The sequence below is a fragment of the Micromonospora sp. NPDC047756 genome (assembly GCF_055587245.1).
Genome location: NZ_JBVJGQ010000013.1, coordinates 1 through 15,968 on the forward strand (window position 1 = coordinate 1; position 15,968 = coordinate 15,968).

The 15,968-nt window shown below is 71.6% G+C and carries 12 protein-coding genes and 1 rRNA gene; 7 read left to right on the plus strand and 6 right to left on the minus strand.

Annotation, left to right across the window (positions count from 1 at the left end; genetic code table 11):
• A 5S ribosomal RNA gene (gene rrf / locus ACZ6NZ_RS32000) occupies window positions 1–86 on the plus strand; the annotation flags it as partial.
• Window positions 87–364: 278 nt separating this feature from the next.
• On the opposite strand, the gene ACZ6NZ_RS32005 is transcribed toward rrf, so the two are convergent.
• The gene (locus ACZ6NZ_RS32005) at window positions 365–1,051 is read right to left on the minus strand and encodes a hypothetical protein (protein ID WP_366611866.1); all 687 of its coding nucleotides are present in this window, start codon (window positions 1,049–1,051) and stop codon (window positions 365–367) included.
• A 69-nt stretch (window positions 1,052–1,120) separates the two neighbouring features.
• Here ACZ6NZ_RS32005 and ACZ6NZ_RS32010 point away from each other — a divergent pair, with 69 nt between their 5' ends.
• From ACZ6NZ_RS32010 to ACZ6NZ_RS32020, 3 genes are read left to right on the plus strand one after another with little or no spacing between them, the layout of a single operon-like run.
• Window positions 1,121–3,739: a valine--tRNA ligase gene (locus ACZ6NZ_RS32010; protein WP_465861582.1), complete on the plus strand. Its 2,619-nt coding sequence runs from the start codon at window positions 1,121–1,123 to the stop codon at window positions 3,737–3,739.
• Window positions 3,736–5,070 carry a bifunctional folylpolyglutamate synthase/dihydrofolate synthase gene (locus tag ACZ6NZ_RS32015; RefSeq protein ID WP_465861583.1) on the plus strand — a complete coding sequence of 445 codons (1,335 nt, stop codon included), beginning with the start codon at window positions 3,736–3,738 and terminating at the stop codon, window positions 5,068–5,070. Before ACZ6NZ_RS32010 ends, ACZ6NZ_RS32015 begins: the two co-directional genes overlap by 4 nt.
• On the plus strand, window positions 5,067–5,504 hold the full coding sequence (locus ACZ6NZ_RS32020; protein WP_465861584.1) for a DUF4233 domain-containing protein: 438 nt from the start codon (window positions 5,067–5,069) through the stop codon (window positions 5,502–5,504). The genes ACZ6NZ_RS32015 and ACZ6NZ_RS32020 overlap by 4 nt, the downstream gene beginning before the upstream one ends.
• 35 nt (window positions 5,505–5,539) lie before the next feature.
• On the opposite strand, the gene ACZ6NZ_RS32025 is transcribed toward ACZ6NZ_RS32020, so the two are convergent.
• On the minus strand, window positions 5,540–7,021 hold the full coding sequence (locus tag ACZ6NZ_RS32025) for a VOC family protein (protein WP_465861585.1): 1,482 nt from the start codon (window positions 7,019–7,021) through the stop codon (window positions 5,540–5,542).
• A 141-nt stretch (window positions 7,022–7,162) separates the two neighbouring features.
• On the opposite strand from ACZ6NZ_RS32025, the gene ndk reads away from it, so the two are divergent.
• A complete protein-coding gene (gene ndk / locus ACZ6NZ_RS32030; protein ID WP_088949743.1) occupies window positions 7,163–7,588 on the plus strand; it encodes a nucleoside-diphosphate kinase in 426 nt (141 codons plus the stop codon).
• A 37-nt stretch (window positions 7,589–7,625) separates the two neighbouring features.
• On the opposite strand, the gene sigJ is transcribed toward ndk, so the two are convergent.
• From sigJ to ACZ6NZ_RS32045, 3 genes are all read right to left on the minus strand, one after another.
• Window positions 7,626–8,504 (minus strand): RNA polymerase sigma factor SigJ, encoded by an 879-nt coding sequence (gene sigJ / locus ACZ6NZ_RS32035; protein WP_465861586.1) that lies wholly within the window; start codon window positions 8,502–8,504, stop codon window positions 7,626–7,628.
• A complete protein-coding gene (locus tag ACZ6NZ_RS32040; RefSeq protein ID WP_465861587.1) occupies window positions 8,501–8,941 on the minus strand; it encodes a carboxymuconolactone decarboxylase family protein in 441 nt (146 codons plus the stop codon). The genes sigJ and ACZ6NZ_RS32040 overlap by 4 nt, the downstream gene beginning before the upstream one ends.
• A 380-nt stretch (window positions 8,942–9,321) precedes the next feature.
• Entirely contained in the window at window positions 9,322–10,341 is a 1,020-nt protein-coding gene (locus tag ACZ6NZ_RS32045) for an ArsR family transcriptional regulator (protein ID WP_465861588.1), read from the minus strand.
• A gap of 309 nt (window positions 10,342–10,650) precedes the next feature.
• Here ACZ6NZ_RS32045 and ileS point away from each other — a divergent pair, with 309 nt between their 5' ends.
• Both ileS and ACZ6NZ_RS32055 read left to right on the plus strand, forming a co-directional pair.
• Window positions 10,651–13,821 (plus strand): isoleucine--tRNA ligase, encoded by a 3,171-nt coding sequence (ileS, locus tag ACZ6NZ_RS32050; protein ID WP_465861589.1) that lies wholly within the window; start codon window positions 10,651–10,653, stop codon window positions 13,819–13,821.
• Window positions 13,822–13,918: 97 nt separating this feature from the next.
• Window positions 13,919–14,608, plus strand: coding sequence for a lysophospholipid acyltransferase family protein (locus tag ACZ6NZ_RS32055; protein ID WP_366611880.1), 690 nt, complete (start codon window positions 13,919–13,921; stop codon window positions 14,606–14,608).
• A gap of 37 nt (window positions 14,609–14,645) precedes the next feature.
• Here the strand turns inward: ACZ6NZ_RS32055 and ACZ6NZ_RS32060 are convergent, their stop codons facing one another.
• Window positions 14,646–15,914, minus strand: coding sequence for a hypothetical protein (locus tag ACZ6NZ_RS32060; protein ID WP_465861591.1), 1,269 nt, complete (start codon window positions 15,912–15,914; stop codon window positions 14,646–14,648).
• Window positions 15,915–15,968 lie beyond the last annotated feature (54 nt).

Consider the following 15,968-nt stretch of genomic DNA (forward strand, 5'->3'; position numbering starts at 1 on the left):
GTTACATTCCGAACCCGGAAGCTAAGCCCTCCAGCGCCGATGGTACTGCACTCGTGAGGGTGTGGGAGAGTAGGACGCCGCCGGACAATCTTCCAAAGAAGCCCACCCCAATTTGGGGTGGGCTTCTTTGCGTATCCCCTTTTCCTGACCGCGGCGACCGCGGCGACCGCGGCGACCGCGGCGACCGCGGCGACCGCGGCGACCGCGGCGACCGCGGCGACCGCGGCGACCGCGGGACCGTTCAAGGTCATGCTCGATCCTGGTTGTCGTGGCCTCGTGGGGTGTGGACACCACTACATCCAGGATGTTGCACGATCTTGCGGCCGGGCGGCCGGGCGGCCGGGCGGCCGGCGGCTGTGCCGGGTCAGTCTCGGGTCTGCATCCCGGCGCGGAGGTTGCGCAGTAGGCCGCCGGCGTCGCTGACCGACCGGCCCGGGAACATCGCCATGACCACGCTGCCGTGGTCGGCCCAGCCGCACACCGCGAAGTCACCGCCCTCGCCGCTGGTGCTGCCACACTTCAGTACCCCGCCGAGGTCACCCGCAGCCAGCTCCCGCAGACCGTTCACCGCACCGGTCTCGTCCGACATCAGGCGGAAGAGGCTGTCCAGGTCCCGCTCCGGCTGCCAGAGCAGGGTGGTGCCTCCGAAGATGAGCACGGAGCGCTTGTCGTCGGCCGGGTCGCGGTAGACGGTGCCGAAACTGCGGTCCAACTCGATGTTCGCCGCCAGACCGCTGCGGAGATAGTCGGCGGTGCTCTTCGCCCGCTCGCTGTCGTCGCGAGTCAGCCCGGCCACCCGATCGGGTGAGGCCAGTTGGGTGTCCTTCTGCTGCGCCACCCGCCACCCACCGACACCGAGAACGCCGGCACCGGCGAGACCGACCACCAGTGCGACCGTCCAACCGATCTTGCGTCGGCGTGACCAGCCGCTCGGCCGCTCGTCGGGGTCGCCTCCGGAGTCCCGGGTGCTCAGCTGGATCGGCTCTTCGGTGAGCTCGACCGGCTCGCGGCCGCCGTCGCGCGACCGCTCGGTGAGATGTGCGTCGGACATAGCCGACACCGTACGCGAACGGCAGGTGGCGCACGTCAGGTCTGCGGAAGCCCTCCGTAGACTTGTCCGGTGACCGAGAGACTGGATGCCCGACGCCCCGACGCCCCGACCCTTGCCGGCCAGTACCAGCCCGGTGAGGTAGAGCAGCGACGGTACGAGCAGTGGGTAGCCGGCGGGCACTTCCGGGCCTCCGCCGACAGCGACAAGCCCCCGTTCACCATCGTCATCCCGCCGCCGAACGTCACCGGCTCGCTGCACATGGGCCACGCGTTCGAGCACACGCTGATGGACGCGTTGACCCGGCGTAAGCGGATGCAGGGCTTCGAGGCGCTGTGGCTGCCGGGCATGGACCACGCCGGCATCGCCACCCAGAACCTGGTCGAGCGTCAGCTCGCCGCCGAGGGGCTGTCCCGGCACGATCTCGGCCGGGAGAAGTTCGTCGAGCGGGTCTGGCAGTGGAAGGCCGAGTCCGGTGGCGCCATCCTCGGCCAGATGCGTCGCCTCGGCGACTCCGTCGACTGGGACCGCGAGCGCTTCACCATGGACGAGGGGCTGACCCGCGCCGTCCAGACGATCTTCAAGAAGCTCTTCGACGACGGTCTGATCTACCGGGCCAACCGGATCATCAACTGGTGTCCGCGCTGCCTCACGGCCCTGTCCGACATCGAGGTCGAGCACACCGACGACGACGGCGAGCTGATCTCGATCCGCTACAGCGACGAGGTCGTGGTGGCCACCACCCGGGCCGAGACGATGCTCGGCGACACCGCCGTGGCGGTGCACCCCGACGACGAGCGCTACCAGCACCTGATCGGCACCGAGGTCGAGCTGCCGTTGACCGGCCGCCGGATCCCGATCGTCGCCGACGCGCACGTCGACCCGTCCTTCGGCACCGGCATGGTCAAGGTGACGCCGGCCCACGACCCGAACGACTTCGAGATCGGCCAGCGGCACGACCTGCCCGCGCTGACCGTGATGGACGAGCGCGGGGTGATCACCGTGCCCGGCCCGTTCGAGGGGCTGGACCGGTTCGAGGCGCGGCCGGCGATCGTGGCGGCACTGCGGGAGCAGGGCCGGATCGTCGCCGAGAAGCGTCCGTACGTGCACGCGGTCGGGCACTGCTCGCGGTGCAAGACCACCGTCGAGCCGCGGCTGTCGCTGCAGTGGTTCGTCAACACCGCCCCGCTGGCCCAGGCGGCGGGTGACGCGGTGCGTGACGGCCGGGTCCGCATCGAGCCGGCCGAGTTGGCCAAGCGCTACTTCGCCTGGGTCGACAACATGCACGACTGGTGCATCTCCCGGCAGCTGTGGTGGGGGCACCGCATCCCGGTCTGGTACGGCCCGGCGGGTGAGATCGTCTGCGTCGGCCCCGACGAGGCGCCGCCGACTGGCGAGGGCTGGCACCAGGACGAGGATGTCCTGGACACCTGGTTCTCCAGCGGGCTGTGGCCGTTCTCCACCCTGGGCTGGCCCGAGCAGACCCCGGACCTGGCGAAGTTCTACCCCACCAGCGTGCTGGTCACGGGGTACGACATCCTGTTCTTCTGGGTCGCCCGGATGATGATGTTCGGCCTCTACGCGATGGACGGCCGGCCGCCCTTCGACGTGGTCGCACTGCACGGCATGGTGCGCGACCAGTTCGGCAAGAAGATGTCGAAGTCGTTCGGCAACGTGGTCGACCCGTTGGACTGGATCGACCGGTACGGCGCCGACGCCACCCGGTTCACCCTGGCGCGGGGCGCGAACCCCGGCCAGGACGTCCCGGTCAGCGAGGAGTGGTGCCAGGGTTCCCGCAACTTCTGCAACAAGCTCTGGAACGCCACCCGGTTCGCCCTGATGAACGGCGCGCACACCACTGGCGACCTGCCCCCCACCGAGCAGCTCTCCACCGTCGACCGGTGGATCCTGTCCCGGTTGGCGCACGTCACCGCCGAGGTCGACGAGCAGTTCGAGGCGTACGAGTTCGCCAAGGTGTGCGACCTGCTCTACCACTTCGCCTGGGACGACGTCTGCGACTGGTACGTCGAGCTGAGCAAGCCGGTGCTCGCCGAGGGCGGTGAGCGCGCGGAGGCCAGCCGTCGAGTGCTCGGGCACGTGCTCGACCAGCTGCTACGGCTGCTGCACCCGGTCATCCCGTTCGTCACCGAGGAGCTGTGGCTCGCGTTGACCGGCGGCGAGACGGTGCAGGCCGCCGCGTGGCCGGTGGCCGACCGGTCGCTGATCGACGACGCCGCCGAGGCCGAGCTGGTCGGCGTTCAGCGGGTGGTCACCGAGATCCGCCGGTTCCGGTCCGACCAGGGGCTGCGCCCCACGCAGCGGGTGGCTGCCCGCCTGGACGGGCTGTCCGGCGCGGGTATCGCTGCCCACGAGCCGCTGATCCGCTCGCTGGTCCGGTTGGATCCGGCCGGTGACGACTTCCAGGCCAGCGCCACGTTGGCCATGCCCGGCGCGGTCGGTGTCGCGTTGGACACCCGGGGGTCGATCGACGTGGCGGCCGAGCGGGCCCGGCTGACGAAGGACCGCGCGGCAGCCGAAAAGGAGGTCGCGCAGGCGCGGGCGAAGCTCGACAACCCTGCCTTCATCGGCAAGGCCCCCGAGCCGGTGGTCGCGAAGATCCGCGACCGGCTCGCCACCGCCGAGGCCGACCTGGTCCGGATCGACGCTGCTCTGGAGACACTGCCCTCGTGACCGACCGTACCGATTTCGCCGCCGTCGAGGCCGAGCTGAACGCCCGTGGCTTCACCCGCATGGTCTTCGAGCTGGACCGGATCGAGTCGCTGCTCGACCTGCTCGGCAGCCCGCAGCGGGCGTACCCGGCGATCCACCTGACCGGCACCAACGGCAAGACCTCCACCGCGCGGATGATCGACTCGCTGCTGCGGGCGTTCGGGCTGCACACCGGGCGGTACACCAGCCCGCACCTGGAGACCGTCCGGGAGCGGATCAGCCTGGACGGGGAGCCGGTCAGCGAGGAGCGGTTCGCCGCGGTGTACCGGGAGATCAAGCCGCTGGCCGACCTGGTCGACGCGCGGTCCGACGAGCCACTGACGTACTTCGACATGACCACCGCGCTGGCGTTCGCCACCTTCGCGGACGCGCCGGTCGACATCGCGGTGGTCGAGGTGGGCCTCGGCGGTGCCGAGGACGCCACGAACGTCCTCCAGGCCGGGGTCTGTGTGATCACCCCGATCGGACTGGACCACACCGAGTGGCTCGGTGACACGCTCCAGGACATCGCGCTGGCGAAGGCCGGCATCATCCACCCGGGCGCGACGGTCATCGCGGCGGCGCAGGACGAGGAGGCGGCAGGTCCCATCCTCGACCGCTGCGCCGAGGTCGGGGCCACCATCGCCCGGGAGGGCGGTGAGTTCGGGGTACGGGGTCGGGCGGTCGCGGTCGGCGGTCAGGTCCTCAGCCTCCAGGGGCTGGGCGGCGTGTACGACGACGTGTTCATCCCGCTGCACGGTGCCCACCAGGCGCAGAACGCGGCGGTGGCGCTCGCCGCCGTCGAGGCGTTCCTGGGTGCGGGGGCCCGACGTCAGCTGGACATCGAAGCGGTCCGGGAGGGCTTCGCCTCGACGAGTTCCCCGGGTCGTCTGGAGCGGGTCCGTAACGCCCCGACCGTCCTGCTGGATGGTGCGCACAACCCGCACGGCATGAGGGCCACCGTCACCGCGCTCCAGGACGAGTTCGCGTTCAGCAAGCTGGTGGCCGTGCTCGGCGTCCTCGCCGACAAGGACGCGGAGGCGCTGCTGGAGCTGCTCGAGCCGGTGGTCGACCAGATCGTGGTCACCCGGAACAGCTCGCCACGGGCGATGCCGGCGGAGGAACTCGGCGCGCTGGCCGCCGAGATCTTCGGCGAGGATCGGGTGCACGTGGCCTCGGAGATGCCGGACGCCATCGAATTGGCGGTGGCGTTGGCCGAGGAGGACGTCCCGGGTGAGCTGAGCGGGGTCGGGGTGCTGGTCACCGGGTCCGTGGTGACGGTCGCCGACGCGCGCCGGCTGCTGAAGCGATGACCGGCCCGGAGCGGGACCCGCACCCCAACGAAGACGCGACCGGCCCGTCGGTCGGGCAGCCGGTGGGGGAGGAGGAACCCACGGCCGGGCAGCCGCGACGCTCCGGGTTGCGCAACCCGGAGCGGGCGGTTCGCGGTCTCGGCGCTGGCACGCTCAGCCTGGAGGCGCTGGTGCTGTTGCTGGCGATCCAGCCGATCCGGGTGGTCGGCGGTGACCTCGGCGGCGCGGCGATCGGTGCGGTGGTGGCCCTGGCGGTGGCCGCCGTGGTGCTCGCCGGCATGATGCGTCGGCCCTGGGCCTGGAACGCCGGCACCGTGCTCCAGGGGTTGCTGCTGCTGGGCGGTCTGCTGCACTGGTCGCTGCTCGGGCTGGGCATCATCTTCGCCCTGGTCTGGGCGTACGCGTTGCACGTTCGCCGCGTCATTCTCGGCTGACCGCGGACCCGGCCGCTGTCCGAAGGCGGGCCGGGTCAGGCGTCGGCGCGTTCGCGCCACTGGGTGAGCGCGACTCCGTGGCCATCCGGGTCGCGGAAGGCCGCCGCCCACCCCTCCAGCTTGGTGCCCCGGTTGACCACCCGGGGCGCGTACGTGAAGCGGACGCCCGACTCGCGCAACCGTTCGTACGCCGCCTCGATGTCGCTCACCTCAAGGTTGACGTGCACGAGTCGGCGGCTGATGGGTGCCGCCCCGGTCACCTCGCGCAGGACGATCCGGGTCGCCCCGGAGGCCAGGACGGCGTTGTGGGCGCCCTGGTCGACCTCGTTGAAGCCGAGCACGTCGCGGTAGAAACCGAGCGACCGTTGCAGGTCGGTGACCAGCAGGGTGAGGCCCACCCCGCTGATCGGCCCGGCCGGGTCCGCGCCGGCGTCGAACCCGAAGATCGCCTGGTCCAGTTCCTCGTCGGTCACTGTCGTGCGTGCGGCCCCGGCCGGGGAGGGGTCGTCCAGCGGAAGGTCGAGTGGGTCCAGCGGGTCGGAGGTGCCCGGGCCGGAGCGCTGCGTGGGCGGCGGCTCGAAGCGCTGAGCGCTCGCCTGCTCGACGCGCTGCGCGCTGGGCGGGTCGACGGAGTCCCCGGCGGGCGGGGTGCTCGTGTCGCTGGCCTGCGAGGCGTCGAACCGGTCGGCGGCGGGCTCGTCGAAGCGCTCGTCGGCGGGTGGGCGCGGCGCCGGGGTGGTGGCCCGTCGGGGCAGCCCACCGGCCTGCGGCTCGACGACCACGCCCTCCAACACCACCGGGCCACCCGGGCTCTGGTGCATCACCACTGGCTCGCGCTCCTCGGGCACGACGACCGGGTCGTCGCGCCGGAGGTCGTCGCGCGAGGGTTCGGTGCGCAGCGGGTCACCGAGCGGGTCGCGGAACGGGTCACCGACCGGGTCCCGGAACGGGTCACCGACCGGGTCGCGGAAGTCGTCGTCGGGTGCGCGGTCGGCCCACGGCGGCGCGTCCTGCTGGATCAACAGCTCGTCCACCGGCTCCGCGTCGGCGAACTCCGGCGGAAGATCGGCGACGGCAGCGGCGGTCTCGGCGTGGGTGAGCACCTCGTCCCAGAGGACCTTCACGTGCCGCTGGTCGTCCAACGCGACCCGGATCGGCAGGGTCTGGCCCAGCGACGGCCACTTGGAGACCGGCACCCTCGGCTCAATGATCTTCTTGGACCGCGGCGGCAGACCAGGGGCGTCGATCACCAGTTGCAGTTCGCAGCGGCCGAACGCGTACTGGGTGGGTGGTTCGGAGGCGCTGTGCACGTGCCCGACGCCGACGACCCACGTGCGACCGCCGCCGCGTACGGTCGCCAGCGCGATCGCCAGCACCAGCAGGGCGATCCCCAGAGCGACGATGGCCCAACTCGTCATGCCGAGCCCGAACAGGACGACGAACGTGGCAACGGTGCCCAGCACCGCGCCGATCAGCTTGCGTACCGGCGCGATGGGTCGGTTCCCGCCATTCGCCACAGTGGACCTCCCGGGGTCAGGACCAGGCTAGGCCGGATCGGCCACCGGGGGAAAGACCGGCCGCCGCGCCGGTGCCGGGACCGGGTCGCTAGGCTGACCGTACCGATCCCGAGCGTTCAGCGCGTACAGGAGGAACCCAGCGTGTCCAGCAACAGCCCGGATGAGCGCAGCCTCGTTCTGATCAAGCCCGACGCGGTCCGCCGCGGCCTGGTCGGCGAGGTTCTCTCCCGCTTCGAGCGCAAGGGGCTGCGAATCGACGCGATGGCGCACCGGACGATGGATGCCGCGCTCGCCGACGAGCACTACGCCGAGCACGTCGACAAGGCGTTCTACCCGCCGCTGAAGGACTTCATGACCGGCGGCCCGCTGGTCGCCCTGGTGCTCTCCGGCGACCAGGTCATCGACGTGGTCCGCGGGCTGGTCGGCGCGACCGACGGACGCAAGGCCGCCGCCGGCACCATCCGGGGTGACCTGTCGCTGTCCAACCGGGAGAACCTGGTGCACGCCTCCGACTCGACGGACAGCGCCAAGCGCGAGATCGCGCTCTGGTTCCCCGAGCTGGGCTGACACCCACCGGCCCGGGGTCGACCGACGACGCCCGGGTTCAGCCGATCGCCGGCACCTTTGCCGGGTTTCCGACAACGTAGATCCCGGTGATCCGTCCGTCGGCCGCGGCGATGGTCAGCGTGTACCGACTGCCGTCCGCGCGGGTGATCAGCATTGCCGGTTCCCCGTTCAGCTCGACCGGATCCATCACCACCCGGTGACGCGGGCCGTAGACCCCGGCGTAGAACCGGGCGATCCGGTCGGCGCCGGTGACCGGATTGAGGGCGGCCCGCGCCCGACCGCCGCCGTCGTTCCACGCGGTGGCGTCGGCCGCCACCAGGTCGGTGAGCCTCGCCAGGTCACCGTCGCGGGCGGCGGCGAGGAACGCGTCCAGCAGCCGCTCCCGTTCCGAGCGGCTGGCGGTGAACCGACGCTGCTCCTGCCGTACCCGCGCGGACGCGCGGTGGTACAGCTGCCGACAGTCGACGACGGAACGGTCCAGGATCTCGGCGATCTCCGCGTACGGCAGGTCGAAGGCCGTGTGCAGGACGTACACCGCGCGCTCCGGCGGGGTGAGCCGCTCCAGGACGTGCAGCAACGCCGTGGAGAGCGAGTCGCGCAGCTCCACCCGGTCCAACGGACCGAACGGCGAGGGCGCGGTCGGCACCGGCTCGGGCAGCCACGTCCCGACGTACGTCTCCCGGGCCGCCTGCCGCGCCCGCAGCCGGTCCAGCGCCAACCGGGTGACCACCCTGGACAGGTACCGACGCGGCTCCTCTATTCGGGCCCGGTCCACACCGAGCCAGCGCAGGTACGCCTCCTGGAGCACGTCCTCCGCGTCGTGCCGGCTGCCGAGCAGGCGGTACGCGAGACCGAGCAGCATCGGCCGGTGCGCCTCGAGCGCACCGGCCGCCTCCGCTGCCGCCGCGGTGGTCACGCCTGGGCCGGAGGCTCCAGCCGCATCGTCACCCCGATCCGGTTCCACACGTTGATTGTGGCAATCGCGATGACGAGGTCGGCCAGTTCCTTCTCCGACCAGACCTTCGCGGCGTCATCCCACACCTCGTCCGGCACCCCGTGCTCGCCGAGCCGGGTGACCGCGTCGGTGAGGGCCAGCGCGGCCCGCTCCCGCTCGTCGAAGAAGGGAGACTCCCGCCAGGCGGCCACCGCGAACAGCCGCCGGCTCGACTCGCCGCCGGCGAGCGAGTCCCGGCTGTGCATGTCCACGCAGTACGCGCACCCGTTGATCATCGACGCCCGCAGTTTCACCAGCTCCAGCACGGTGCGGTCGACGTTCGCCTGGACGTACTTCTCCAACCCCATGACGGCCTTGTACGCCTGCGGTGCGACCTCGGCCGGGTTCATCCGTTGCATGACTACCTCCTGATCGGTCCGACGCCCCTACGACGACCGGACCGGTCCGGCTCGTGACAACCCCGACTGTGATCCCGCTCATCCCAAGCCCCAACCCCCGCTCGATCATGGAGTTGTCGCCACGACACGCCGTCGAGCGAGGCAACAACTCCATGATCAACGGGGGTCGGGTCGGGGATGGGGTCTGGCAGCGCCGTCTGGTCCCGGCAGGCCGAGCAGCTCCCCGTTGCCGACCGTCAGGTCGACGCTGCGGTCTGCCCGGACCTTCCGACGCTCGGGTGGTGACCCACCCCGTCCGCCTTGATCGCGTGTTCGATCGTGATCCAAAGGCTAGGAGTGGCGGATACGAATGGGAAACGGATTCGGATCGAGCCGAATGCTCAGGCCGAGGCGCTCGTCGGCTCGTCAGCGACGAGCTGCACCAGTGCCAGACCGGCCGGTTCCAGGCCGTACAACACCCGCCGGCCCACCCGGCGCCGGTGCACCACCCCGGCGGCCAGCAGCGCGGAGAGCTGCTCCGACACGGTGCTCGGCGCCAGCCCTAACGTGGCTGCGAGGCCCGCGGTGGTGGCTGGCCTCGCCAGCGCCCGCAGCACCTGGGCGCGACCCCGACCGACCAGCACCGCCAGCCGATCCGTGGCCGGTGACGTCCGGGCCGCCGGGACCGGCCCACCCTCGGCGAGCACCGCCGCCCCGCGTGCCTGGTAGGAGACGGCGATGATCTCCGGATGGTCGGTGGCGCAGACGAGAGCCCCCTGCGAAAAGATCAGGGGAAGCAGCAGCAGTCGCTGGTTCACCGCCGTGAACTGCTGCTCCGACGGCTTCACCAGGGTCAGCACCGGCCTGTTCCAGCGCACCCGTTCATGCAGGTCGGCCAGGAGCGCGTCCGGGCCGTACGCGGCGAGCGCCCGGGCCCGATGCAGCACCTCCTCGTCCAGCGCCGCCTGCATCGCCGGCCACCACGGCGCGATGGCCGCGTCCCAGTACGCCTGGATGCCGTCGGCGAGCCGGTCCAGCGCGGCCCGCCGGTCCGTGACGAACGGGCGGAGCCACTCCGGCAGGTCGTCCGGGTGGTAATAGTGGGGGATCTGCTCGGCGATCACCTCGGCCGGCGTCGCGCGCAGCTCGGCGAGCTGGTCGGCCAGGGTCGGCGCGGCCAGCGTGGGGATCGGGCTGAGGAAGTCCGGTGCGGGCAGGCCCATGGTCAGCAGCCGGGCCGGCGCGGTCGCCGGCATGTCGTCGAGCACCCGCCGTGCGTGCCGCGCCCAGGCGGTGTACGGCCAGGGCACCTCGATCGGACTGCGGTGCAGCAGTAACAGACTGGTCAGCACCTCCCAGAGCGGGCTGGTGGCGATCCGGGTCCGGAGTAGCGTCGGCTCGTCCAACTCGATCCGGATCACCCGGTCAGCCTAGGGTGCCGGCGCGGGCGTTCACTCGGCGGCGGGACGGGTGGCGGGTCGAGTATCGTTGAGCACCGAAAGGCGATGACCCGGCCATCACCGGTGAGCCTCCGGAAGAACAGCCGGGCAACCGGCCCAGTAGAACCGGACGGGTGCGGCCCGTTACAGCCGACAAATGAGCGGGCGGTCGATCCTGACCGCCAAGCGGGGTGGTACCGCGGGCCACCCGGGAGCGCCGTTCCAGGCGTACCCGGAGGTTCGTCCTCGCAGACCCACGTTGAGTGAGCTGCATGAGGAGAGCGACCCCCGATGGCCTATCCGTTGCACGACCCGACCGCCGCCGGTGTTCCGGCGAGCCCGGACCTGCCCGCGGTCGAGCGCCGGGTGCTGGAGCACTGGACGGCCGACAAGACCTTCGAGGCCAGCATCGAGGCCCGCCCCGCCGGCACCGACGGCAAGAACGAGTACGTCTTCTACGACGGCCCGCCGTTCGCCAACGGCCTGCCGCACTACGGTCACCTGTTCACCGGCTACGTCAAGGACGTGGTGCCGCGCTACCAGACCATGCGCGGCCGGCACGTCGAGCGGCGTTTCGGCTGGGACTGTCACGGCCTGCCCGCCGAGGTGGTGGCCGAGAAGCAGCTCGGCATCACCAGCAAGGCGGAGATCATCGACCTGGGCGTGGACCGGTTCAACGAGGCCTGCCGCACCTCGGTGCTGGAGTTCACCCAGGACTGGGAGCGGTACATCAACCGGCAGGCCCGCTGGGTCGACTTCACCAACGACTACAAGACCCTCGACCTGGACTACATGGAAAGCGTCATGTGGGCCTTCAAGACCCTGCACGACAAGGGTCTGATCTACGAGGGCTTCCGGGTGCTGGCGTACTGCTGGCGGTGTGAGACGCCGCTGTCGAACACCGAGACCCGGATGGACGACGTCTACCGGGACCGGCACGATCCCACGCTGACCGTGTGGTTCGGGCTGACCGCCGACGACTCCGCGCCGGAGCTGCTGCGCGGGCCGGTCAAGCTGGGCGTCTGGACCACCACGCCGTGGACCCTGCCGTCGAACCTGGCGCTCGCCGTCGGCCCCGACATCGAGTACGCGGTGCTCGAACACCGGGGTTCCCCCGACAGCGAGCGCAGTGGCGACCGCTACCTGGTGGGGGCGGCGCGGCTGGCCGCGTACGCCAAGGAGCTGGAGGGGTACGAGCAGGTCGGCTCGGTGTACGGCCGGGACCTGGTCGGACGCCGCTACACGCCGCTGTTCGACTTCCTCGTCGAGCAGGCCGGGGAGAACGCCTACCAGGTGCTCGGCGCGGAGTTCGTCACCACCGAGGACGGCACCGGGATCGTGCACCTGGCCCCGGCCTTCGGTGAGGACGACCAGAACGTCTGCAACGCCGCCGGCATCCCCACCATCGTCACCGTCGACGACCACACCCGGTTCACCGCGCTGGTCCCGCCGTACCAGGGTGAGCAGGTCTTCGACGTCAACAAGCCGGTGATCCGGGAGCTGAAGGACCGGGGGGTGGTGCTCAGGCAGGACACCTACACCCACTCGTACCCGCACTGCTGGCGTTGCGACACCCCGCTGGTCTACAAGGCGGTGTCGTCGTGGTTCGTCGCGGTGACGCAGTTCCGGGACCGGATGGTCGAGCTGAACCAGGAGATCAACTGGACGCCCGGCCACATCAAGGACGGCTCGTTCGGCAAGTGGCTGGCCAACGCCCGGGACTGGTCGATCAGCCGGAACCGGTTCTGGGGCTCGCCGATCCCGGCGTGGAAGTCCGACGACCCGAACTATCCGCGCCTGGACGTCTACGGTTCGCTGGCCGACATCGAGCGGGACTTCGGCGTACGCCTGACCGACCTGCACCGGCCGGCGGTGGACGACCTGGTCCGCCCTAACCCGGACGACCCGACCGGGCAGTCGATGATGCGCCGGGTGCCGGAGGTGCTGGACTGCTGGTTCGAGTCCGGGTCGATGCCGTTCGCCCAGGTGCACTACCCGTTCGAGAACGCCGACTGGTTCGAGCACCACTACCCGGGTGACTTCATCGTCGAGTACATCGGGCAGACCCGCGGTTGGTTCTACACCATGCACGTGCTGGCCACCGCGCTGTTCGACCGGCCGGCGTTCCGCAACTGCCTGAGCCACGGCATCCTGCTCGGCTCGGACGGGCGCAAGATGTCCAAGAGTCTGCGCAACTACCCGGACGTCTACCACGTCTTCGACGCGTACGGCTCGGACGCGATGCGCTGGATGCTGATGTCCTCGCCGGTGCTGCGCGGTGGGGACATGGCGGTCACCGAGGCGGGTATCCGCGACGCCGTCCGGCAGGTGCTGCTGCCGCTGTGGAACGTGTACTACTTCTTCACGCTCTACGCCAACGCCGACGGGTATCAGGCCCGGCGACGTACCGACTCCACCCACCTGCTCGACCGGTACGTGCTGGCCAAGACGAACGAGCTGGTGTCCACGGTCGGCGCGCAGATGGACGCGTACGACATCTCCGGTGCCTGCGCCAGCGTCCGGTCCTACCTCGACGCGCTGACCAACTGGTACGTGCGCCGGTCCCGGGACCGGTTCTGGTCCGGTGACGCCAACGCCTTCGACACCCTGTCGACGGTGCTGGAGACGCTCTGCCGGGTGGTGGCGCCGCTCGCGCCGCTGACCGCCGAGGAGATCTGGCGTGGCCTGACCGGGGAGCGTTCGGTGCACCTGACCGACTGGCCCTCGGCGGAGGAGTTCCCGGCCGACCACGACCTCGTGGCGGCGATGGACAACGTGCGGGCGGTCGCCTCGGCGGCGCTGTCGCTGCGCAAGGCCAAGGGGCTGCGGGTGCGACTGCCGCTGTCGACGCTGACCGTGGCCTCGCCGGTCGCGGAGCAGCTGCGGCCGTTCGCCGACCTGGTCGCCGACGAGGTCAACGTGAAGACCGTGGAGTTCAGCGCGGACCTGTCCGCGTACTGCGAGCAGGTGTTGACCGTGGTGCCCCGGGCGCTCGGCCCGCGGGTCGGCAAGCAGGTGCAGCAGGTGATCAAGGCGGTCAAGGCGGGCGACTGGGAGCTGGTCGACGGCGCCCCGGTGGCCGCCGGCGTCACCCTGGCCGAGGGCGAGTACGAGTTGCGCCTGATCGCCGCCGACGCCGAGCACTCCGCGCCGCTGCCCGGCGGCGAGGGCGTGGTGGTGCTGGACACCGACGTCACTCCGGAACTGGCCGCCGAGGGGCTGGCCCGGGACGTGGTGCGGGTGGTGCAGCAGGCCCGCCGGGACGCCGACCTGGACGTCTCGGACCGGATCGTGGTGTCGGTGTCCGGGTCCGACGAGGTGCGCGCGGCGGTGTCCGCGTACGTCGACGTCGTCTCCACCGAGGTGCTGGCCGACTCGGTCGACTTCGCCGAGGGCCTCGACGGCTTCGCCGGTGAGGTCGGCGAGGGCGAGCAGATCACGGTCACCGTCCGCCGGTCGTAGCGCGCGGACGCGGACGCCTCCACACCTCCGTCTGCGGGGTGTGGAGGCGTCCGCTACGGTGACACCGCCTGCTCGCATTTCATCTGCCGGAGGACCAGTGCCGCTGCTCTACACCATCGGCAAGCTGACCGTGGGCCCCACGCTGCGGGTGGCGTTCCGCCCGACCGTGGAGGGTCTGGAACACGTGCCGGAGACCGGCGGCGCGATCTTCGCCGGCAACCACCTCTCGGTGGCCGACGAGTTGTTCCTCGGCACGGTCGTGCCCCGGCACCTGGCGTTCTGGGCCAAGTCGGAATATTTCAACGGCACCGGCGTGAAGGGTGCAATCTCCAAGTTCGTCCTCACCGGCCTCGGTGCGATCCCGGTCGAGCGGGCCGGCGGCCGGGCGGCGCTGTCCGCGTTCGACGCGGCGATCCCGGCGCTCAGGGGCGGTGACCTGGTGGTGGTCTACCCGGAGGGCACCCGCTCGCCGGACGGCAAGCTCTACCGGGGGCGGACCGGCGCGGCCCGGCTGGCCATCTCGGCCGGCGTGCCGATCATCCCGGTCGGCATGATCGGCACGGACAAGGCGCAGCCGATCGGCGCCCGGGTGCCCCGGCCGGGCACCGCCAAGATCACGGTTCGATTCGGCAAGCCGCTGGACTTCACCGGCCGACCGGACGACCGCGCCTCGCTGCGGCAGATGACCGACGAGCTGATGAGCGAGATCCAGAAGCTCACCGGCCAGGAGTACGTGCCCCGCTACGCCCCGCCGCGCGCCCACCCGGACCCGACCCGCGACGCCTGACCCCGCCGGCCGCACCCCGGTCGGCCAGGGCGCGGCGTCAGCCCCGCTCGGGTTGGACGATCTGGGCGCGCAGCGTGCCCAACAGGTCGGCACTGTCGGCGACGGAGAGTCGGGTGAACACACCGGTGGCGATGCTGCCGTGGTCGACCGACGTGCAGACGACCACGGCACTGCCGTCGGCGCTACCCACCGCGCACCGCTCGTGCCGGCCCCGTACACCGGTGTCCACGCTCTCCGGGGTGCCCAACGCGTACCGATCGGTGAGCCGGCTGATCTCGACCTCCGCGTCCGACTCCGGGGTCAGCCGGAAGCCGGTGCCGCCGAAGACCGTTACCCGCTTGCCGCTCGTCGTGGCGTAGATGCCGGCGAACGTCTCCTCGGCCAGCCAGTTCTCCTTACGCATCTCGCTCTCCAGCTTCTGGGCCGCCTCGGTGCTGCGGCTGTCCTGCCGCAGGCTGAGGTCGTCCACCTGGACGGGCAGGGCCGCGCGCGCCGGGTACTGGGCCGAGATCGGGAACCCGTAGTAGGCGGGGCAGCCACAACAGCAGGCCAGGCTGAGCAGCAGCAGCCACGGCCAGCGGCGTCGCCGGCGGACCGGTGCCGGCACGTACCCCTTGGGGGCCTGCCACCCCGGCGGCGGCGATGGCGGTGGCGTGGTGGATCGCCGACCCCGGCGCTGCTTCGGCACCTTCGGCGGCGCGGGTGGCGACATCGGCCGGGCCGGCGGCACGGGTCCGACGGCCCGGGGTGCGCTCGGGGTGACCGGCGGCGGTGCCGGGTGCGACCCGGCCAGGGAAGCGGGCGGCCCGGACCACTGCCGGGTGTCCCCCGAGGGGGCCGGGGGAGCGGGCGGCCCGGACCACTGCCGGGTGTCCGGCGGCGTCGGATAGGACATCGTCGGCGGCAGCGGGGGCAGTTCGGCGGAGGGCAGGTCCCAGCCGCCGGTGTCCACGCCGGCCCACGGGTCGACCGGGGTCTGGTCCTCCGGCGGCCCGGCGGACACCGGCGGGGGAGGGGTCGGCTCGGCCGACTCGCCCCAGGCCGGTCGGCGGGGCAGCGGGGGTGGAACCGGGGCCGAACCACTCCACCTGGGCGTCGGGACCTCCGCGGTCGGGGCAGGCTCCGGCTGGCCCGGGGGTTCCGGCGGGTCCGAGGGGTCCGAGGGTTCCGGCTGCTCCGAGGGGTCCGGCTGGTCCGGGGGTACGGGTGGGGAGGTCGCCTCGTCGGCGACCGTCCGGTCCCGCTCCGGCTCCGCGCCCGGGGTGCTCCCGTCGGCCGGCCGTGCTCCCGGCTGGGTCTCCGGCATCGCGGCAATCTCCTCTCGCGCCGAACCGAGGTTAGTACCGCGCCGCCACCCCCG